The organism is Pseudomonas sp. WS 5503 (assembly GCF_012985385.1).
Taxonomy (GTDB): domain Bacteria; phylum Pseudomonadota; class Gammaproteobacteria; order Pseudomonadales; family Pseudomonadaceae; genus Aquipseudomonas; species Aquipseudomonas paracarnis.
This window is the reverse complement of record NZ_JAAQWI010000003.1, coordinates 1-22,798: the sequence shown is the minus strand read 5'-3', so window position 1 is coordinate 22,798 and position 22,798 is coordinate 1. Positions and strand designations below refer to the sequence as shown.

The window sequence follows — 22,798 nt, the reverse complement described above, 5'->3', positions numbered from 1 at the left end:
ATTTTCAGACCCGCGCCTTGATCGTTACCCAGTAACGGGTCACCGCCTGCACGTGCACGGGCAATGAACGCTCCAAGGCCGCCAGGATCGCGTCGGTGTCGTTCAGCGGGAACACGCCGGTCAACAGCAGCTTCGACACCGCCTGATCACAGCGCAACAGGCCCGGGCGGTAGCGGCTCAGTTGCGCCACGAACTCACCCAACGGCTGGCGCTCGGCAACCAGACGGTGCTCGGTCCAACTGCCGGCATTGGCGCTCACTGCCGGCAACGCGGTGCTTTGACGCGCGTTGAACCACAGGCTGTCCCCTGCCTGCATATGCACCGGCGTACCCTGCAACGGCGTGACCCGCAGGCGACCTTCGTACAAATCCACGCGGCTGCCGTCGGGCAGTTCACGCACCGCAAAGCGCGTGCCCAACGCCTGCACATCACCGGCTGGCGTTTCGACGATCAACGGGCGCGAGGCGTCGTGGCCGCTGGTCAGCAGGACCTCGCCTCGGATCAGCCGAATACGCCGCTCGGTAGCACTGAAACGCAGGTCTACGGCGCTGTCACTGTTAAGGTCCAGTTGCGTGCCGTCGCTCAAGGTCATATGGCGAATTTCGCCCGTGGCGGTACGCAGCCCTGCAAAGGCCGCTTGCCAGGTTTCACTGCGTTGCACCAGGTAGCCGCTGCCACCGGCCACCAACAGCAGGCCGAGCAGTTTGAGCGCGGCCCGGCGTTGGGTATCCGGGGTGTCGCGCAATACTGCGCGAGCGCTGTCGGCAGGTACGCCGCCCAGGGTGTGTTGCAGCTGCTGCAAGCGCTGCCAGGCGCGGCGGTGTTCCGGGTCAGCGGCCTGCCAGCGGGCAAACGCCTGGCGCTGCTCGCCCTTGAGCTCGCCGCCCCATTGCAGCATCAACCACTCGCTGGCTTGCTCGACAATCGCAGGGGCGATGGGCGCGTCGTGCTTCATTCTTCGTACACCACCTGGTAGCAGGCGACGATGGCGCGGGTCATGTACTTCTGCACGGAGCTGACGGTGACGCCCAGGCGTTCGGCGATTTGCGCATAGCTCAAGCCTTCGAACTGCGACAGCAAAAACGCACGGCGTACATTGTCGGGCATGCGGTCGAGCATGGCGTCGATCTGCATCAGAGTTTCGAGGATCAGGGCGCGGGTTTCCAGGGACGGCGACTCGGGCTCGGGCAGGTGCGCGATGCTTTCCAAGTAAGCACGCTCAATGCGCAGGCGGCGCCATTGGTCGATCACCAGGTTGCGGGCGATCTGCGCCAAGTAGCTGCGGCTTTCTTTGTCACCCGGGAAACGCCCGGCCACCAGCAGGCGCAGGAAGGTGTCCTGCGCCACATCGGCGGCCTGTTCGCGGTCGCCCAGGCGCTTGCGCAACCAGCCTTGCAGCCAGCCGTGATGGTCGCGGTACAGGATGTGAAGCTGTTGCTGGCCGTCAGTCGCGATGCCCATGAAAAGCTCAGAAGTGTTATTGAGAGCAATTATCATTACATCTTATTTGGCGACTGACAAAAACTCTTTGTTGCTCAGCGCCCAGCGGTCTGCAACGGGTACACCGACTCCCACCCTCCTCCCAACGCTTTGTACAGCCCGACCATGGCCAATGACACGCCGGTGGAGCTCTCTACCCACTGCTCCTGGGTCGCCAACAACGCGCTCTGCACGGTGAGTACGTTGACGAAATCCGCCACGCCTTCGACGTACTGGTGTTGGGCGGTGGTCAGCGCAATTTGGTTCTGGCGCACAGCTTCCGCGAGGCTGTCGCGGCGCAGTTGGCTGGCGTTGTAGCGGGTCAGTTGGTCGTCGATTTCATGCCAGGCACGCAGCACGGTTTGCTGGTAGGCCAGGGCCGCTTCCTGTTGCTGGGCTTCGCGTAAATCCACCATGCCTTGCAGGCGCCCGCCGTTGAACAGCGGTAGGCTCAATTGTGGGCCGAAGGCAAAGGCGCGGGAACCCCAGGAACCAAAATCCGAGAGCTGCATGGCTTGGGAACCCAGGCTGCCGGACAGGGTGATGCGTGGGTAAAAGTCGCCCTTGGCCACGCCGATGCTGGCAGTGGCAGCGTGCAAGCGAGCTTCTGCCTGACGGATGTCTGGGCGCCGTTCAGCCAGCTCCGATGGTAGGCCGATCGCCACCTGGCGCTGGGTTTGCGGCACAGGTGCATCCTTGGACAGCTGCGCGTGCAGGGCCTGAGGCGGCTCGCCCATCAGCAGGCTCAGGGCGTTGATCAACTGGTCCTGGCGCTGTTGTAAATCCGGCAGGCGCGCCTCGATAGCCGCGACTTGAGCGGCGGCTTCGGCCACGTCCAGGTCGGTCGCGACGCCGTCGGCCAGACGCAATTGCGAGAGCTTGAGGCTGTGGCGAGCGACGTCGAGGTTTTGCTCGGTCACGGCGCGGGTATTTTGTACGCCGCGCAGTTGGATGTAGTCCTGGGCGGTCTCGGCCAGTACCGACAACAACACGGCGCGACGGTCGTTTTCGGCGACTTCCAGGGTGGCGTCGGCGGCTTCGGTTTCGCGCTTGACCCGGCCCCAGAAGTCCAGCTCCCAGGCGGCCGAAAAGCCCATGTCCCATTGGTTGAAAGCAGAGCCGCCGTTCTCGCCGGAAGGGTCGTTCAAGCCTTTGCCGCTGTTGCGCTTACGCTGGTAAGCGCCGCCGACATCAACGTTGGGGTAGCGCTCGGCCGTGGTCACCTGGCGGATAGCGCGGCTCTGTTGCAGGCGGCTGCTGGCCAACTTCAGGTCGAGGTTATCGCTGAGGGCGCGGCGTGTCAGGGCTGAGAGCTGCGCGTCGTGGAACACGTCCCACCAGCGCTCCTGCAAGGGATCGCTGACGGCACGGCTGGCAGCTTGTCGGCCCTGAGGTTCGCTCCATTGATTGATCTTCGGGCTCTCGGGCCGCTGGAAGTCGGGACCGACCGTGCAGGCACTCAGGCTGATCAGGCTCAAGGTGAGCCAGGCAACGTGTTTCATTGCTGGGCCACCTCACGCTGTTGCGCGACCGGCCGGGTGTCGACGCTCGCTTCCACCGACATGCCGACGCGCAAACGCTCGGTCAGTGGCTGGTTCGGTTCCAGGACGATCTTCACCGGAATACGCTGCACCACCTTGGTGAAGTTGCCGGTGGCGTTGTCGGGCTTGACCGAGGCGAAGGTCACCCCGGTGGCAGGCGCCAGGCTTTCCAGATGGCCTTTGAGCAGTTCGCCGTCAAGGCTGTCGACGCTGACTTGCACCGCTTGCCCCGCGTGCATATGCGACAGTTGCGTCTCCTGGAAGTTGGCCACCACATAGGCCTCGGCCAGCGGCACGACCGCGAGGATCTTGCTGCCCGGCGTCACATAGGCGCCGACCCGCACCGCACGCTCACCGACCATGCCATCGACCGGCGCGACAATACGTGTGTAGGACAGCTGATAACTGGCCATTTCAAGCGCTGCCTGGGCGCGCTTGAGCCCACCTTCGGCAGCGTCACGCTGTGCGGTGAGGATCTCCACCTGCTTGCGTTCGGCGGCCAGCACTGCGGTGGATTTGGCCAGGCGCGCGGTAGCCTGGTCGATGCGGGTCTTGGCTTGCTGGGCGTTCTGCACGGTGCCCGCACCGACGCCAGCGAGGTGGTTGTAGCGGTTCAGTTCGTGTTCGGCAAAGGCCACTTCGGCACGATCCGCTGCCACCGTGGCCTGGGCCTGGGCGATCACCGAGCTCTGGCGCTCCAGGGTCGCGCCAGCGTTTTTCAATTGGGCTTGGGCGACCAGGGTATCGGCATCGGCGGCCTGGGCGGCGGCTCGAAAGTCGCGGTCGTCGATCAGCGCCAACAGTTGGCCGGCCTTGACGCGCTGGTTGTCCTCTACCAGTACTTCCTTGATGAAACCCGCCACCCGCGGCGCAACCAGGGTGAAGTCGGCGGCGACGAAGGCGTCGTTGGTGGTCTGGTGCTTGCTGCCCAGTACGCCCGGCGCAATCAGGTAAACCAGCACGCCGACGGCAAATACAGCAATAACGGAGACGGCAATTTTGTCTTTGCGTTTCATGGAAAGTCCTTGAGGTCAGGCCGGAGCGCGAGGCGGATAGATCCGCGTGGGCATCCAGAAAATCAGCAGGATCAACGCCACCGCGACACCGGCCATGACGACGTAAAGATCCGAAGAGGTCAGCACCACGGTCTGCTCGTGCAAGCGGTGGGCGAGGCCCGGCGCGTCAGCGTCGGCCAAGGGCGAATTGCCCAGGCGGTCCACCAACATGGTTGAATGGAAATGCCCGCGCTGGGTGGTCAATGTATCCAGCACCGCGGTGGCGATCACAGCAGCCAGGCCTTTGACGGTATTGAACCAGGCCGAGGCAAACGGCCCTTCGATGGGCTGGATACTGCCGGTGGACAGCATCAGCAGAGGCAACACGGCCATCGGCTGACCGAAAATCTGCAGCAGGTACCAGCCGTAAAAGTCGTCACGAATCCACGCCGAAGTCAGGTGAGAACTGCCGATGCAGCACAGCACCAACATGCTCAGGCCAATGCCCAGCACCCAGCGGCAATCGACCCAGCGCAGGTTGCACAGCGCCGCCACCAGCGGCAGCGCAATCAACTGTGGCAGCGCCATCAGCAGCATCACCGGCGCAGTTTGCAGCGGCCGGTAACCCTGGACCTGGGCGAGGAAACTCGACGGGATGATGATCACCGAGGTCAGCACCATCAGCACGCCGGCCAGCACGATCAGGGCGAAGGCCAGGTTGCGCAGGCCGAGCATCTGCAGGTTGAAGAAGGGCAGCGGCTGTGACCATTCGTTGAGCATGAACAGCACCAGCAACACTGTGCCGCCACACAGCAGGAAGGTAATCAGGCCCGATTCGAACCAGTCCAGGCGATTGCCCTGCAACAAGCCGATCACCAGCATGCAAATCGCCGGAAAGCCCAATAGCAGGCCACGCCAGTTGAACTGCTTGAAGCGCTCCAGGCGCAGCGGGTCTTGTGGCAAACCGTAGGCCACGGCCGCCATGGCCAGCAGGCACGGCGCGACGATCTGCCAGAACGCCCACTGCCAGCCGACGTATTCGGTCCACAACGCCGCCAGCGGCGTGCCCAGGCTGGGCCCGAAGGTGGCGGTCAGTGCGTAACCGGCCAACCCGTACAACTTGACGTTGGCCGGCAAAAAACGCAGCGCCACGGTCATCAGCATCGGCGGCAGCGCGCCACCGGCCAGGCCTTGCACGGTACGCAGCAGCAGCAGGCTTTCGTAGTTCGGCGCAAACGGGCAAAGGATGCCCAGCACGGTGAACAAACCGATAGCGCACAGGGTGAAGCGACGCAGGGAAAACGTCACCGAACACCACGGCGCGAAGGCCATGGCTGCCACGGAGGTGGCGGTATAGGCGGCGACCAACCACGTGCCTTCATCAAAGCCGATGTACAGCGCGCCACGGATATCGGCGAGAGCAACCTTGGTGACCATCTCGTTGAGACCGGAGACCAGCACCGCCAGCAACACGCCGAGCAAGCCGATGATGATGCGCGGGCCGAACACGGGTGGGCTCGGGGCCGTAGGTTTGGCTGCGGCCTGGAGGACGGGGGCAGCGAGGGACGTCATGAACAGGTAACTCGGAATGAGAAATACCCGAGCAGTTTAATCAGGCACTCTCATGACAAAAAGTTACTTGTTGGCAGGTTATAAGTGCGCCAGGCGCAACTTTGAACATCAACACTGAACCCTGTGGGAGCTGGCTTGCCTGCGATAGCGCCAGTTCAGTAAGAGATTCAGTGACTGACACGCCGCCTTCGCAGGCAAGCCAGCTCCCACATTCATCCGCGTTCGCTTTATACCGGCTGGGCTTCTAGCCAGGTGGCATGACAGCTTTCGCGCATGGTTTCACGCAGCCATTTGTGCGCCGGGTCTTTGTCGAAACGTGGGTGCCAGGATTGGGCCAGGACCAGGGTTGGCAGTGGAATCGGCAAGGCAAATGCACGCAGTGGCAAGTTCAGACGCTTGGCGCTCAGGAGGGCTTCCTTGGGCACCGGCAGCAGCAGGTCGGAATCGGGCAGCATGAACATCGCACCGTGAAAGCCTGGGGCGATCATGGCCACACGGCGCTCCAGGCCTTGGGCATTCAACGCCGTATCGATGGGCCCACGGGCGATGCCGCGCCGGGAGATGCTGATGTGGGAGTAGCTGGCAAAGCGTGCCGCCGTGATTTCTTCGTCGAACAGCGGGTGGTCTTGTCGTGCCAGGCCGACAAAGGTGGTGGAGAACAGGTTTTGCACCTTCACTTCCGGGCTGGCAGGCATGGTGTTGCTCACCCGCAAGTCCAACCGCCCTTCCCGCAGGGCTTCATCGTCAGTGTCGCCTTCGGGCACAAAGCGCAGCTCACACAACGGCGCCACACGCTCCATGGTGTCGAACAGTCGCCCGCCATACACGCCGATGAAAAAGTCATTGGCGCGCACGCTGAAGCGGCGGCGCAAGGTGCTCAAATCGACTTGGTCCGCCGAACGGAACAGCAACGCAGCCTGCTCCACCACATTGCGCACCTGGCCTTGCAGCTCGAGCGCCTTGGGCGTCGGCACCAGGCCACGGCCGGCACGCACCAGGATAGGGTCACCGACCGCTTCACGGATACGCGTGAGGGTGCGGCTCATGGCGGCCGGGCTAAGGTTCATCCGCCGCGCGGCGCCCACCACACTGCCCTCGTCGAGCAACGCGTCGAGGGCGACCAGCAGGTTCATGTCCGGTAGTTGCATGCCAAGCACTCGTAATCGGTTGGGAGTGAACTGGGCGCAATCCTAGCAGGCTTTATCGCGTTAGAAAGGCGCATCACCCTGAATGGTGGTGCGGTACAACTTGCGCCGCAGATGGCTTGGGCACCCGGCGGCCAGGTGGATCAGCGAGCGGTTGTCCCAGAACACCAGGTCGTGGGGCTGCCACTGATGGCGGTAGATGTTTTCCGGCAGCACGCTGTGGGCGTAGAGCTGGGCCAGCAGGTCACGGCTTTCGTCATCGGGCAGGCCGACGATACGGGTGGTGAAGCCCTCGCTGACGAACAGCGCCTTACGGCCGTTTTCCGAGTGGGTGCGCACAACGGGGTGCACCACTTCGGCAACCTGGGCGAGCTGTTCGGGGGTAAGGGTTGGGCGCCAGTTGCCTTCGAATTTGGTCTCGCTGTAGCGCGCCGTGTAGGAATGCGCGGCGCTGCGGCCTTCGACCGCGTTGCGCAGGTGACCTGGCAAGTGCTCCCAGGCTTTGTGCATATCGGCGAACAGAGTGTCGCCGCCTTCAGATGGCAGTTCCTGGGCATGCAGCATCGAACCCAGGCTGGGCAGTTCTTTGTATGACAGGTCCGAATGCCAGAACTTGCCTGCATCCCCCAGGCCGATGGATTGGCCGTTCTCGATGATGTTGGAAACGATCAGGATCTCGGGGTGGTTGGCCAACAGGAACTGCTTGAGCACATGGATCTGCAACACGCCGAAACGGCGGCTGAAGGCGATCTGTTGTTCGGGGGTGATGCGTTGGTCGCGGAACACGATGACGTGGTAGTCCAAGTGTGCGCGATGGATGCGGGCGAAGTCCTGCTCGTTGACTGGGCGGGACAAGTCCAGGCCGATGATCTCGGCGCCGACACTGCCGGGGAAGGGGTGGATGTCGAAGGTTTGGAGGGCGGTGGTGGCAGACATTTGATTCATTCCCGGCGGACAGGGGAGTGAATTTATAGGCATAAGGATGGAAGCTTAAATACCGTTAGCGCATATGGATATGGCGTTTGGTTTGAGCTGTAGCGTGATGCTGACGGCTCACCGGGGGCAAGCCCCCTCCCACATTCTGATTGGTGAACACATTCAAATGTGGGAGCTGGCTTGCCTGCGATGAGGTCGGACAGGCGCTGAAGATCAACGCTCGTGCAACGCCTCGGCCCGCGCCTTGATGATCGGCTTGAGCAGGTAGCTTAGGATGCTTTTCTTGCCGGTGATGATATCCACCGAAGCAACCATGCCGGGGATGATCAGCAGCGGCTTCTCATCGGTGCCCAAGTGGCTGCGGTCGGTGCGCAGAGTGATCATGTAGTAGGTGGTCTTCTTGTCTTCATCCGTGATGGTGTCGGCGCCGATGCGTTCGAGCTTGGCCTTCAGGCCACCGTAGACCGTGTAGTCGTAAGCGGTGAACTTGACCACCGCTTCCTGCCCTGGGTGCAGGAAGGCGATGTCTTGCGGGCGGATCTTGGCTTCTACCAGCAGGGTGTCGTCCAGCGGCACGATTTCAACCATATCGCTGCCCGGCTGGATCACACCCCCAACGGTGTTGACCAGCAACTGCTTGACGATCCCGCGCACTGGCGAGGTGACCAGGGTGCGGCTGACCCGGTCTTCCAGCGCGCGGCCGGTGGACTCGGCCTTGTTCAGTTCAGTACGGGCTTCGTTGAGTTGGGTCAGGGCTTCGCTGCGGAATTTGCCGCGGGTTTCATCGATCTTGCGTTGCACTTCCTTGATCGCCGATTCAGCACGCGGGATCGCCAGGGTGGTTGCGTCCAACTGCCCGCGGGTTTCCATTTCGGCGCGCTTGAGGCGCAGCACTTCTACCGGCGACACCGCGCCCTGGGCCACTAGAGGCTCGGACATGTTGATTTCCTGGCGTTGCAGGGACAACTGGCTGCGGTATTGGCCCTGCTTGGAGGTGAACTCGCGCAGTTCCTGTTGGCGTTGCACGAGTTGTTCCTGCAAGCCGCCGACTTCGTCTTTCAACTGCTGGCGGCGGCTTTCATACAAGGAGCGCTCGTTGGCGGCCTGGCTCGGCGCGGCCTTGAGCACCTCGTCAGGGATGTTCAGCGGGCGGTCATCCACCTGGGCGCTCAAACGCTCGACACGCAGTTGCATGGCTAGGCGCAGGGCTTCGGTTTCCCCGGCGTTGGAGACAAACCGCGTGTCGTCGAGACGAATCAACGGCGCGCCAGCCTCTACGATCTGGCCTTCCTTGACGTACAGCTCGGCGACGATGCCGCCTTCAAGGTTCTGGATTTTCTGCAGCTTGGACGACGGAATCGCCTTGCCGTCGCCACGGGTCACTTCGTCGATCTGGGAGAAACCGGCCCACACCACCAGAAATACAAAGAACGCGATGATTGCCCAGATGGTCAGGCGGATGACCCGTGGCGCATCTTCGATCAGCGCCTTGTTGACCTCGGGCAGCGGCTGGCCCTGCAGCGAATCGGAGCCTTTGAAGTAGCGGCCGACCGCACTCTTGATGGAGTTAAGCAACACTGATCTGCCCCTTCTTCAACGCTTCCATGACCACGGCTTTCGGGCCGTCCGCGAGAATCTGCCCACGGTCGACCACCAGCAGGCGATCAACCAGGGAGAGCAGTGAGGCTCGGTGCGTGACCAGCACCACGGTTTTGTTTTGCACCACGGCTTGCAGGCGTTGCTTCAAGCGTTCTTCACCGGTGTTGTCCATGGCGCTGGTGGGTTCGTCCAGCAGCAGCATGGGCGGGTTGAGCAGCAGCGCACGGGCCAGTGCAACGTTCTGGCGCTGGCCGCCGGACAGGTTCTGCCCACGCTCGCCGACTTGCAGCTCGTAGCCTTGGGGATGCAGGCGGGCAAATTCGTGCACGCCAGCCAGTTCGGCGGCTTGCAGGACCATTTCATCCTCGACGTAGCGCGCACCGCTGACCAGGTTGTCGCGCAGGGTGCCGGCCAGCAATTGAATGTCTTGGGCGACATAGCCGATGTTGTGGCGCAGTTCGCTCACGTCGATCTGGCGCACGTCCACGCCGTCCACCAGCAAGGAGCCGGAGTCGGGTTGGTAAAGGCCGACGATCAGCTTGGCCAGGGAGCTTTTGCCCGAGCCGCTGCGGCCGATGATGCCGATTTTTTCCCCTGGCTTGATCACCAGGTTGATGTTTTTCAGCGCCAGGTTCTGCTGGTTCGGGTAAGTGAAGTTCAGGCCCCGGCACTCGATGGCGCCTTGCAGGGTGCGCCGGCTCATGGGGCGCTCTTCGAAGTTGCGCTCCTGGGGCAGCTCCATCATCTGGTCCACCGAGGTCATGGTGACCTTGGCTTGCTGATAGCGCGTCAGCAGGCCCGACAGCGAGGCCAGCGGGCTCAAGGCGCGACCACTGAGCATGTAGCAGGCAATCAGGCCGCCCATGCTGAGGTTGCCGTCGATGATCTGGTACACGCCGAACACGATCATGATCACGCCGGCCAGTTGCTGGATCAGCAGGGTCATGTTCATCGACAGGCCCGACAGCAACTTCACCCGCAGCTCAAGCCGGCTCAGGGTGCCGATGGTCTGTTCCCAGCCGTACTGACGCTCGCTCTCGGCATTGTTGACCTTGACCGCATCGAGCCCGGCGAGGGTTTCGATCAGGCTCGACTGGCGCTCGGCGGCCAGCGCCATCGTGCGTTCCATGGTTGCGACCAGGGGCTTTTGCAAGGCGTAGCCGATGCCCAGGGCCAGTGGGAACGCCAGCACCGGGATCCACACCAGGTGCCCGCCGAGAATGGCGATGACCAGGAAGATCAGCAGCGTAAACGGCAAGTCGATAAGGCTGGTGAGGGTCAGCGACGCGAGGAAGTCGCGCAGGCTTTGAAACTCATGGATGTTCTGCGCGAAGCTGCCGACCCGCGCCGGGCGGTATTTCATGGACATGCCGACGATGCGCTCGAACAGCGTGGCCGAGATGATCAGGTCGGTCTTTTTACCGGCCAGGTCCAGGCACAGGCTGCGCAGGCTTTTGAGGATCAGGTCGAACAGGTAGGCACCGCAGATGCCCACGGCCAGCACCCACAGGGTGGCGGTGGCCTGGTTCGGCACAACGCGGTCGTACACGTTCATCACGAACAGCGGCGCGGCCATGGCGATGATGTTGATCAGGAAGCTGGCGGCGATGGCGTCGGTGTAGAGCCAGCGTGAACGCATGAGGGTGTCACGGAACCACGAGCGCGCCCGCGGAATCAGGCTGCCGTGGTTGACGTCGAACTTGTGCTGCGGCTGTGCAAAGAAGACTTTGCCGATGTAGTCGTCGGCCAGTGCTTCGCGCTTGATCAGCACTTCACCGCCGTCGCTTTCGCTGAGCAGGATCCGCGCTTCATCTTCGCCCTCCCAGCCCACCAGCACGGTACTGCGACCGTCCTTGAGCAACAGCAGCGCCGGCAGTGCAATGGTCGGGATCTGTTCCAACTTGCGTTGCAGCAGCCGGCCTTGCAACCCGGCCCGCGCAGCGGCACGCGGTAGCAGTTCGGCACTCAAGCGTTGCGAAGGCAGCGGCAGGCCGGTGGTGAGCATGGCCGCACTGGCCGGTTTTTGATGCAGGGCGCAGAGCGCCAACAACCCGTCGAGTAACGGGTCGTCGTGCAGTGCGCGTGGATCATGACTGAGATGAACTCGACTGACTTCAGGTTCCACGCGGGGCACTCTCGACTAACAGATGGGGCTATTGGGGTGGCTCAATTCATCCCAGGCAGTTGGACTTTAGGTTTCACGTCGTTCTGCACGACGGAGGCCATTGGTGCAACCACTCCCTGGCTCTTGAGCAATTCGCCCATGGTCGCCTTGATTCGGTACTGAGTAAATAACTGAATGTTCTTGATTTCTTCCAGGCGGCGGGAAGCGGTGAACAATTCATTTTCGCTGTCGAGCAAATCCAACAGCGTACGTTGACCAAGGCTGAACTGTTGCTGGTAGGACGTGCGTACGCGGGTGCTGTGATCCACGTACTGCTGGGCGACCGGCAATTGCGCATTGGCGTTGTTCAGGGCGTTCCAGGCCAAGCCTAGTTCTTCATTGAGTTGGCGCAAGGCATTGTTACGGATGTCCAGCGCCTGGTTGGCCTGGTAGGACTTCGATTGCAGGTCGGCCTTGTTGCTACCACCGGCGAACAGGTTGAAGCGCATGCGCACCATGGCTTCCCAACCATTGCTGTGGTTGGGATCACCGGAGACGTTGTTGTCGGCGTTGGTACCCAATTCAGCGTCAAAACGCGGATAGAAGTTGGACTTGGCGGCGTCGTACTGCTTCTCGGCGGCAGAGATATCCGACTCGGCCGAACGCAGGATCGGGCTGTTGTCGAGCATCTGGCGACGCGCTTCATTCAGGTCTGCCGGCAGCATGGCCATGAATGGGGCCGGACGCTCGAGTTCGTCGGGCATCTGGCCGACGGCGCTGAGGTAGTTGACCTGCGCATCGGCCAGGTTGGTCTGCTCGGTGATCAAGTTATTACGGGCCTGGGCCAGGCGCGCTTCGGCCTGGTCCTGGTCGGCACCGTTGCCGACGCCGCGCTCGGTGCGCAACTTGATCTGGTCGTAGATGCGTTCGTGGTTGCGCAGGTTATCTTCGGCCAGGCGTACGAACTCACGACGGGTCAATACTTCCAGGTAAACCTGGGCAACGGTCAGCGCGGTGCGCTCGGAAGTCCCGAGCAAAGAGTAAGCGCGGGAATTAACGTTGGCTTGTTGACGCCCGACTTCGCTGGAGGTGGCGAAACCGTCAAAAATCATTTGCTGCAGGCGCAGGCTGGATTCACCGCGGTTGAGCGTGTCCCAGTGATTGCCGCCAGGGTTGTTGGCGCGGGTGGTGGCGTTGTCGGTTCCTTGGCGGCCGTAACCGGCGTTCAGGTCGACACGCGGCAAGTAGCCGCCTTGTGCGGCGCGCAATTGGTAATCGGCAGCGATGCGGCTGTTAACACCTGCCTGGATTTCCGGGTGTACATCCAATGCCTGTTGCATGGCTTGGGGCAGTGTCTGGGCTTGTACGAAACTGGCGGCGAGAACGAACGGTATTGCCTTGAACAGGTGCAGACGCATTTAAAATTCCCTAGGACTTCTTGTCTCAAATCACAGCGATTGGCACCGCTGCGTCGGATAATGGCTACCGTAATGACCGTACGTCGGAAAGTTCAAAAAGCGGAACTGCTTCACACACATGTAGGACGGTTCGCCGCATAAATATCAATGTGACATTACGGGGCCGATTGTTTAGGATGGCGGCCCTAAGGTCAATAGTTTGGCACTAACTAGATAGCTAAAAAATCTAGCCAATTATTTGACGTCAATGCATATATAGACTACGCCCTCCCAATTGGCAGCCCTAATAGCGCGCTGCGAAATGGAATTTGTCGAAACGGATCGCCGGAGAAAATTTTAATGAGCAGTGTTGTTGCCATCGTCAAAAGCATTGTTGGTCAAGTTTTCGTTATTTCTCCGGAAGGTGCTCGGCGCGTCCTCGTTGAAGGTGATCGCTTGTTCGCGGGCGACCAGATCGACACCGGTATGTCGGGCGCCGTGAGCCTGGAGCTGGCCGACGGTCGCATTCTGGACCTGGGCCGTGACACCCAGTGGAGCGCCGACCTGCCGGACTCCAGCCTCGACCTCGCCGCTGCCAGCGAGCAAGCCGCGCCATCGGTTGCCGAGCTGCAACAAGCCATCGCCGCTGGCGCCGACCCGACCACCGACCTGGAAGCCACCGCCGCCGGCGCAAACGCTGCCGGTAACGGCGCAGCCGGGGGTGGCCACAGCTTCGTGGTGCTGGACGCGACCGCCGGCCGTGTCGATCCGACCATCGGCTTCCCCACCGGTACGCTTGGTCAGGGCACTTCGGCTCTCAACGCGCTGACCGGTGCCCCAGGCTCCGCTGACGCGGGCAACCTGGTGCTGCAGCCTTCGACCCTGTCCCTGAGCGCAACCCCCACCATCACCGAAGCCGGTGGTGTGCTGACCTACACCGCGACCGTGACGCGGCCATCCAGCAGCGACCTTACCGTCACCTTATCCAATGGCGCGGTGATTACCATCCCGTCAGGCCAACTGACCGGTACGGTCAACGTACCCCTGGCTCCCAACGACACCCCGTACAACGATCCGAGCCAGATCAGCGTGGGCGTTACGGGCACCACCGGTGGCGGCAACCTGGTATTGACCATCGACCCTAACCCGGCCGTGACGCAGATCACCGACACCATCGACACCACCACGGTCACTCTAACGGCTGGTTCGACCGTGACCGAAGGCGGCCAGATCACCTACACCGCCACCTTGACCAACCCGGCGCAGACGCCGGTGAATGTCACCTTGAGCAATGGCTCGGTGATCACCATCAAGGCGGGCGAATCGACGGGTACCGTTGTGGTCGATACACCGGTCAACGACGTCTACAACAATGGTTCGACGGTCAGCACCACGATCACGGGCGCAACGGGCGGTAACTTCGAGAACCTGGTACCGAATACCACGCCAGCGGTTACCACCATTACCGATTCGATCGACACCACCACGGTCACCCTGACCGCGGGTTCGACCGTGACCGAAGGCGGCCAGATCACCTACACCGCCACCTTGACCAACCCGGCGCAGATGCCTGTGAATGTCACCTTGAGCAATGGCTCGGTGATCACCATTAAAGCGGGTGAGTCGACAGGCAGCGTTGTCGTTGATACGCCGGCCAACGACGTTTACAACAATGGCTCTACCGTCAGCACCACCATCACGGGCGCAACGGGCGGTAACTTCGAGAACCTGGTACCGAATACAACGCCAGCGGTCACCACCATTACCGATTCGATCGACACCACCACGGTCACCCTGACCGCGGGTTCGACCGTGACCGAAGGCGGCCAGATCACCTACACCGCCACCTTGACCAACCCGGCGCAGACGCCTGTGAATGTCACCTTGAGCAATGGCTCGGTGATCACCATTAAAGCGGGTGAGTCGACAGGCAGCGTTGTCGTTGATACGCCGGCCAACGACGTTTACAACAATGGCTCTACCGTCAGCACCACCATCACGGGCGCAACGGGCGGTAACTTCGAGAACCTGGTACCGAATACAACGCCAGCGGTCACCACCATTACCGATTCGATCGACACCACCACGGTCACCCTGACCGCTGGTTCGACCGTGACCGAAGGCGGTCAGATCACCTACACCGCCACCTTGACCAACCCGGCGCAGACGCCTGTGAATGTCACCTTGAGCAATGGCTCGGTGATCACCATCAAGGCCGGTGAGTCGACAGGCAGCGTTGTCGTTGATACGCCAGCTAATGACGTCTACGTCAACGGCAGCACCGTCAGTACGACGATTACGGGCGCGACTGGCGGCAATTTCGAGAGCCTGGTGCCGAGCACCACGCCAGCGGTTACCACCATTACCGATTCGATCGACACCACCACTGTGACGCTGACAGCCCCAACCGAGGCGAACGAAGGTGGTCAGGTGACGTATACCGCCACGCTTTCCAATAAAGCGGGCACTGATGTCACGTTGAAGTTGGATAACGGTTCGTCGATCACCATCAAAGCTGGCGAAACCGTTGGCACCGTGACCGTGCCCGCCCCTATCGATGACGTGTTCATCGACAAAAGCACCCAAACGGTCAAGATCACCGAAACCACCGGCGGCAACTTCGAAAAACTGGAAGTTGCAGGCAGCGGCGCGACCACCACGATCAACGACACCATCGACAAAGTTGATGTGGTTCTGACCGCTACCACCACCGTTGGCGAAGGCGGCAACATCGTCTACACCGCTAGCCTTGTGGATAAAAACGGCGCGCCGGTGACTAACATCACTAACCCGTTGACCGTCACTTTGGATAACGGTCAGACCATTACTATCGGTGTTAACCAATCCAGCGGCACCGTTACCACCGTGGCGCCAGACGATATTTATAAAGGCGATCAGACCGTCACCGCTGCTATCAAGGGTGTGACCGGCGGCGAGCATTTTGAAAATCTGGTTCCAGGTACTACCCCAGTTAACACGACCGTTACCGATACACCGGGCACCGATAACACCACTACCGTGACACTGACGGCTCCGACCGAGGCGAATGAGGGTGGCGAGATCACTTACACCGCCACGCTTTCCAACAAAGCGGGCACTGACGTCACGCTGAAGTTGGATAACGGCTCAAGCATCACCATCAAAGCTGGCGAAACCGTTGGCACCGTGACCGTCCCTGCGCCTACCGATGACGTGTTCATCGACAAGAGCACGCAGACCGTTCAGATCACCGAGGCCACTGGCGGCAACTTCGAAAAACTCGAAGTGGCAGGCAACGGCTCGACCACCACGATCAACGACACCATCGACAAGGTCGATGTAGTTCTGACGGCCACTACCACTGTCGGCGAAGGCGGCAACATCGTCTACACCGCCAGCCTTGTGGATAAAAACGGCGCACCGGTGACTAACATCACCAACCCGCTGACCGTGACCTTGGATAACGGCAAGACAATCACCATCGGTGTGAACCAGTCGAGTGGCTCTGTCACCACTATCGCGCCGGATGACGTTTATAAAGGCGACCAGACCGTCACTACCGCTATCAAAGGCGTCACTGGTGGCGAGCACTTTGAAAACTTGGTCCCTGGCACGACGGCAGTGAACACCACTGTCACCGACACCCCCGGTACCGACAACACAACGACTGTCATCCTGACTGCGCCAAATGCAGTTAACGAAGGTGGCCAGATCACGTACACCGCGACCTTGAGCAACAAGGCCGGCACCGACGTCACGCTGAAACTCGACAACGGCTCAAGCATCACCATCAAGGCTGGCGAAACCGTAGGCACCGTCACTGTCCCTGCGCCTACCGATGACGTGTTCATCGACAAGAGCACGCAGACCGTCAAGATCACCGAGACCACTGGCGGCAACTTCGAGAAGTTAGAAGTCGCAGGCAACGGCGCGACCACCACGATCAACGACACCATCGACAAAGTCGATGTGGTCCTGACCGCCACCACCACCGTCGGTGAAGGCGGCAATATCGTCTACACCGCCAGCCTTGTGGATAAAAACGGCGCACCGGTGACTAACATCACCAACCCGCTGACCGTGACCTTGGATAACGGCAAGACAATCACCATCGGTGTGAACCAGTCGAGTGGCTCTGTCACCACTATCGCGCCGGATGACGTTTATAAAGGCGACCAGACCGTCACTACCGCTATCAAAGGCGTCACTGGTGGCGAGCACTTTGAAAACTTGGTCCCTGGCACGACGGCAGTGAACACCACTGTCACCGACACCCCCGGTACCGACAACACAACGACTGTCATCCTGACTGCGCCAAATGCAGTTAACGAAGGTGGCCAGATCACGTACACCGCGACCTTGAGCAACAAGGCCGGCACCGACGTCACGCTGAAACTCGACAACGGCTCAAGCATCACCATCAAGGCTGGCGAAACCGTAGGCACCGTCACTGTCCCTGCGCCTACCGATGACGTGTTCATCGACAAGAGCACGCAGACCGTCAAGATCACCGAGACCACTGGCGGCAACTTCGAGAAGTTAGAAGTCGCAGGCAACGGCGCAACCACCACGATCAACGACACCATCGACAAAGTCGATGTGGTCCTGACCGCCACCACCACCATTGGTGAAGGCGGCAATATCGTCTATACCGCCAGCCTTGTGGATAAGAACGGCGCGCCGGTGACCAACATCACCAACCCGCTGACCGTTACCTTGGACAACGGTAAAACCATCACCATCGGCGTAAACCAATCGAGCGGTAGCGTTTCGGTTGTTGCTCCTGATGATGTGTACAAGGGCGACCAAACCGTCACCACCGCCATCAAAGGCGTGACCGGCGGCGAGCACTTCGAAAATCTGGTTCCAGGTACTACCCCGGTTAACACCACCGTTACTGATACACCGGGCACCGATAACACCACGACCGTAACGCTGACAGCTCCCACCGAGGCGAATGAGGGTGGGCAGATTACGTACACCGCCACGCTTTCCAACAAAGCGGGCACTGACGTCACGCTGAAGTTGGACAACGGCTCGTCGATCACCATCAAGGCTGGCGAAACTGTTGGGACCGTCACCGTGCCCGCCCCTACCGATGACGTGTTCATCGACAAGAGCACGCAGACCGTCAAGATAACCGAGACCACTGGCGGCAACTTCGAGAAGTTAGAAGTCGCAGGCAACGGCGCAACCACCACGATCAACGACACCATCGACAAGGTCGATGTAGTTCTGACGGCCACTACCACTGTCGGCGAAGGCGGCAACATCGTCTACACCGCCAGCCTTGTGGATAAAAACGGCGCGCCGGTGACCAACATCAACAATCCGCTGACTGTGACTTTGGATAACGGCCAGACCATCACTATTGGCGTAAACCAATCGAGCGGTAGCGTTTCGGTTCTAGCTCCTGATGATGTGTACAAAGGCGACCAGACCGTTACCACTGCTATCAAAGGCGTGACCGGCGGCGAGCACTTCGAAAATCTGGCTCCAGGTACTACCCCGGTTAACACCACCGTTACTGATACACCAGGTACAGACAACATCACTACTGTGACGCTGACAGCGCCTAACGCTGTTAACGAAGGTGGACAGATTACGTACACCGCCACGCTTTCCAACAAAGCGGGCACTGACGTAACACTGAAACTCGACAACGGTTCAAGCATCACCATCAAGGCCGGCGACACTGTTGGCACTGTGACCGTGCCCGCCCCTACCGATGACGTGTTCATCGATAAGAGCACCCAGACCGTCAAGATCACCGAAACCAGTGGTGGCAACTTCGAAAAGCTCGAAGTGGCAGGCAGCGGCGCGACCACTACGATCAACGACACCATCGACAAGGTTGATGTAGTTCTGACCGCCACTACCACTGTTGGTGAAGGCGGCAATATCGTCTACACCGCTAGCCTTGTGGATAAGAACGGCGCGCCGGTGACTAACATCACCAACCCGTTGACCGTCACCCTCGATAACGGCAAAACCATCACCATCGGCGTAAACCAATCGAGCGGTAGCGTTTCGGTTATTGCTCCTGATGATGTGTATAAGGGCGACCAAACCGTCACCACGGCTATCAAAGGCGTGACTGGCGGCGAGCATTTTGAAAACCTGGTCCCAGGTACAGATAACGTCACTACAACTGTGACTGATACACCGGGTACCGATAACACCACTACCGTGACACTGACGGCTCCGACCGAGGCGAGCGAAGGTGGTCAGATTACCTATACCGCGACCTTGAGCAACAAGGCTGGCACTGACGTCACCCTGAAGCTGGATAACGGCTCGTCGATCATGATCAAGGCTGGCGACACTGTTGGCACCGTGACTGTCCCTGCGCCTACCGATGACGTGTTCATCGACAAGAGCACGCAGACGGTCAAGATCACCGAAACCACCGGCGGCAATTTCGAAAAACTCGAAGTGGCAGGCGACGGCGCAACCACCACCATCAATGACACCATCGACAAGGTAGATGTGGTCCTGACCGCTACTACCACCGTCGGCGAAGGCGGCAATATCGTCTACACCGCCAGCCTTGTGGATAAAAACGGCGCACCGGTGACCAACATCACCAATCCGCTGACCGTGACCCTGGATAACGGCAAGACCATCACTATTGGCGTAAACCAGTCGAGCGGTTCTATCACCACCATCGCGCCGGATGACGTGTACAAAGGCGACCAGACCGTCACTACCGCCATCAAAGGCGTGACCGGCGGCGAGCACTTTGAAAATCTGGTTCCAGGTACTACCCCGGTTAACACCACCGTTACTGATACACCGGGCACCGATAACACCACTACCGTAACGCTGACAGCTCCGACCGAAGCGAATGAGGGTGGCCAGATCACCTATACCGCGACCTTGAGCAATAAGGCCGGTACCGACGTCACGCTGAAGTTGGATAACGGCTCTTCGATCACCATCAAGGCTGGCGACACGGTTGGCACCGTGACTGTCCCTGCGCCTACCGATGACGTGTTCATCGACAAGAGCACGCAGACGGTCAAGATCACCGAAACCACCGGCGGCAACTTCGAAAAACTGGAAGTTGCAGGCAGCGGCGCAACGACCACGATCAACGACACGATCGACAAAGTTGATGTGATTCTGACCGCTACCGCCACCGTTGGTGAAGGCGGCAACATCGTCTACACCGCCAGCCTTGTGGATAAAAACGGCGCACCGGTGACTAACATCACCAATCCGCTGACCGTCACCCTCGATAACGGCAAGACCATTACCATTGGTGTGAATCAGTCGAGTGGCTCTATCACCACCATCGCGCCGGATGATGTGTACAAAGGCGACCAAACTGTCACTACCGCCATCAAAAGCGTGACCGGCGGCGAGCACTTCGAAAACCTGGTCCCTGGCACGACGGCAGTGAACACTACTGTCACCGATAACCCTGGCACCGATAACACCACCACCGTTACGTTGACGGCTCCGGCTGAGGCAAACGAAGGTGGTCAGATTACGTACACCGCGACCTTGAGCAACAAGGCCGGTACTGACGTCATCTTGAAGCTGGATAACGGCTCTTCGATCACCATCAAGGCTGGCGACACGGTTGGCACCGTAACCGTGCCCGCGCCGACCGATGACGTGTTCATCGATAAGAGCACTCAGACCGTCAAGATCACCGACGCTTCCGGCGGCAACTTCGAAAAACTGGAAGTTGCAGGTAACGGCGCGACCACCACGATCAACGACACCATCGACAAAGTTGATGTGGTCCTGACGGCCACCACCACCGTTGGTGAAGGCGGCAACATCGTCTACACCGCTAGCCTTGTGGATAAAAACGGTGCGCCGGTGACTAACATCACCAATCCGTTGACCGTCACCTTGGATAATGGCCAGACCATCACCATCGGCGTAAACCAATCGAGCGGTAGCGTTTCGGTTATTGCTCCTGATGATGTGTATAAGGGCGACCAAACCGTCACCACGGCTATCAAAAGCGTGACTGGCGGCGAGCACTTCGAAAACCTGGTCCCTGGCACTACGGCAGTGAACACCACTGTCACCGATACCCCCGGTACCGACAACACAACGACTGTCACCCTGACTGCGCCAAGTGCGGTTAACGAAGGTGGTCAGATTACCTACACCGCGACCTTGAGCAACAAGGCTGGCACTGACGTCACCCTGAAGCTGGATAACGGCTCGTCGATCACCATCAAGGCTGGCGAAACTGTTGGCACCGTGACTGTCCCTGCGCCTACCGATGACGTGTTTATCGATAAGAGCACCCAGACCGTTAAGATCGCCGAGACCACCGGCGGCAATTTCGAAAAACTCGAAGTGGCAGGCGACGGCGCAACGACCACGATCAACGACACCATCGACAAAGTTGATGTGGTCCTGACGGCCACCACCACCGTTGGCGAAGGCGGCAACATCGTTTACACCGCCAGCCTTGTGGATAAAAACGGTGCGCCGGTGACTAACATCACCAACCCGTTGACCGTCACCTTGGATAATGGCCAGACCATCACCATCGGCGTAAACCAGACTAGCGGTAGCGTTTCGGTTCTTGCTCCTGATGATGTCTATAAAGGCGATCAAACCGTCACCACCGCTATCAAAAGCGTGACCGGCGGCGAGCACTTCGAAAACCTGGTCCCTGGCACTACGGCAGTGAACACCACTGTCACCGATACCCCCGGTACCGACAACACAACGACTGTCACCCTGACTGCGCCAAGTGCGGTTAACGAAGGTGGTCAGATTACCTACACCGCGACCTTGAGCAACAAGGCTGGCACTGACGTCACCCTGAAGCTGGATAACGGCTCGTCGATCACCATCAAGGCTGGCGAAACTGTTGGCACCGTGACTGTCCCTGCGCCTACCGATGACGTGTTTATCGATAAGAGCACCCAGACCGTTAAGATCGCCGAGACCACCGGCGGCAATTTCGAAAAACTCGAAGTGGCAGGCGACGGCGCAACGACCACGATCAACGACACCATCGACAAAGTTGATGTGGTCCTGACGGCCACCACCACCGTTGGCGAAGGCGGCAACATCGTTTACACCGCCAGCCTTGTGGATAAAAACGGTGCGCCGGTGACTAACATCACCAACCCGTTGACCGTCACCCTCGATAACGGCAAAACCATCACCATCGGCGTAAACCAATCGAGCGGTAGCGTTTCGGTTATTGCTCCTGATGATGTGTATAAGGGCGACCAAACCGTCACCACGGCTATCAAAGGCGTGACTGGCGGCGAGCATTTTGAAAACCTGGTCCCAGGTACAGATAACGTCACTACAACTGTGACTGATACACCGGGTACCGACAACACCACTACCGTGACACTGACGGCTCCGACCGAGGCGAGCGAAGGTGGTCAGATCACCTACACCGCGACCTTGAGCAACAAGGCTGGCACTGACGTCACCCTGAAGCTAGATAACGGCTCGTCGATCACCATCAAGGCTAGCGAAACTGTTGGCACCGTAACCGTACCCGCGCCTACCGATGACGTGTTCATTGACAAGAGCACGCAGACGGTCAAGATCACTGAGACCTCTGGCGGCAATTTCGAGAAATTGGAAGTTGCGGGCGATGGTGCGACCACTACGATCAACGACACCATCGACAAAGTCGACGTCGTCCTGACGGCCACTACCACCGTCGGCGAAGGCGGCAATATCGTCTACACCGCCAGCCTTGTGGATAAAAACGGCGCAGCGGTGACTAACATCACCAATCCGTTGACCGTCACCTTGGATAATGGCCAGACCATCACCATCGGCGTAAACCAGACTAGCGGTAGCGTTTCGGTTCTTGCTCCTGATGATGTCTATAAAGGCGATCAAACCGTCACCACCGCTATCAAAGGCGTGACCGGCGGCGAGCACTTTGAAAATCTGGTTCCAGGTACTACCCCAGTTAACACGACCGTTACCGATACACCGGGTACCGACAACACCACGACTGTCACCTTGACTGCGCCAAGTGCTGTTAACGAAGGTGGCCAGATCACGTACACCGCCACGCTGTCCAACAAAGCGGGCACTG

General features: G+C 60.0%; 11 protein-coding genes. 1 reads left to right on the top strand and 10 read right to left on the bottom strand.

All coding sequences use genetic code 11. The annotated features are described in order from the left end of the window. Positions 1–4 precede the first annotated feature (4 nt). The 10 genes from HBO10_RS09265 to HBO10_RS09220 all read right to left on the bottom strand — a co-directional run bounded on the left by HBO10_RS09265 (position 5) and on the right by HBO10_RS09220 (position 12,789). A complete protein-coding gene (locus HBO10_RS09265; protein WP_034125418.1) occupies positions 5–955 on the bottom strand; it encodes a FecR domain-containing protein in 951 nt (316 codons plus the stop codon). Then, positions 952–1,461 carry a sigma-70 family RNA polymerase sigma factor gene (locus HBO10_RS09260; protein ID WP_019819531.1) on the bottom strand — a complete coding sequence of 170 codons (510 nt, stop codon included), beginning with the start codon at positions 1,459–1,461 and terminating at the stop codon, positions 952–954. Before HBO10_RS09260 ends, HBO10_RS09265 begins: the two co-directional genes overlap by 4 nt. 74 nt (positions 1,462–1,535) lie before the next feature. Then, the gene (locus tag HBO10_RS09255) at positions 1,536–2,981 is read right to left on the bottom strand and encodes an efflux transporter outer membrane subunit (RefSeq protein ID WP_034125417.1); all 1,446 of its coding nucleotides are present in this window, start codon (positions 2,979–2,981) and stop codon (positions 1,536–1,538) included. Further along, the gene (locus HBO10_RS09250; RefSeq protein WP_034125416.1) at positions 2,978–4,036 is read right to left on the bottom strand and encodes an HlyD family secretion protein; all 1,059 of its coding nucleotides are present in this window, start codon (positions 4,034–4,036) and stop codon (positions 2,978–2,980) included. Before HBO10_RS09250 ends, HBO10_RS09255 begins: the two co-directional genes overlap by 4 nt. A gap of 15 nt (positions 4,037–4,051) precedes the next feature. After that, complete coding sequence (locus tag HBO10_RS09245; RefSeq protein WP_034125415.1) at positions 4,052–5,587, bottom strand: MFS transporter; 1,536 nt, start codon at positions 5,585–5,587, stop codon at positions 4,052–4,054. A 227-nt stretch (positions 5,588–5,814) separates the two neighbouring features. Beyond that, positions 5,815–6,735, bottom strand: a complete 921-nt coding sequence (locus HBO10_RS09240) for a LysR family transcriptional regulator (RefSeq protein ID WP_034125414.1) — start codon at positions 6,733–6,735, stop codon at positions 5,815–5,817. A 60-nt stretch (positions 6,736–6,795) separates the two neighbouring features. Continuing rightward, positions 6,796–7,668: a TauD/TfdA family dioxygenase gene (locus HBO10_RS09235; RefSeq protein WP_152612693.1), complete on the bottom strand. Its 873-nt coding sequence runs from the start codon at positions 7,666–7,668 to the stop codon at positions 6,796–6,798. Between the two features lie 213 nt (positions 7,669–7,881). Further along, the gene (locus HBO10_RS09230) at positions 7,882–9,246 is read right to left on the bottom strand and encodes an HlyD family type I secretion periplasmic adaptor subunit (RefSeq protein WP_014716369.1); all 1,365 of its coding nucleotides are present in this window, start codon (positions 9,244–9,246) and stop codon (positions 7,882–7,884) included. Next, positions 9,236–11,392, bottom strand: a complete 2,157-nt coding sequence (locus HBO10_RS09225; RefSeq protein ID WP_034125412.1) for a type I secretion system permease/ATPase — start codon at positions 11,390–11,392, stop codon at positions 9,236–9,238. Before HBO10_RS09225 ends, HBO10_RS09230 begins: the two co-directional genes overlap by 11 nt. A gap of 41 nt (positions 11,393–11,433) precedes the next feature. Next, positions 11,434–12,789, bottom strand: coding sequence for a TolC family outer membrane protein (locus tag HBO10_RS09220; protein WP_034125411.1), 1,356 nt, complete (start codon positions 12,787–12,789; stop codon positions 11,434–11,436). Positions 12,790–13,128: 339 nt separating this feature from the next. Between HBO10_RS09220 and HBO10_RS09215 the strand changes: the two genes are divergently transcribed. Further along, on the top strand, positions 13,129–22,798 hold a 9,670-nt coding region (locus HBO10_RS09215), incomplete at its 3' end, for a retention module-containing protein (RefSeq protein ID WP_169921970.1).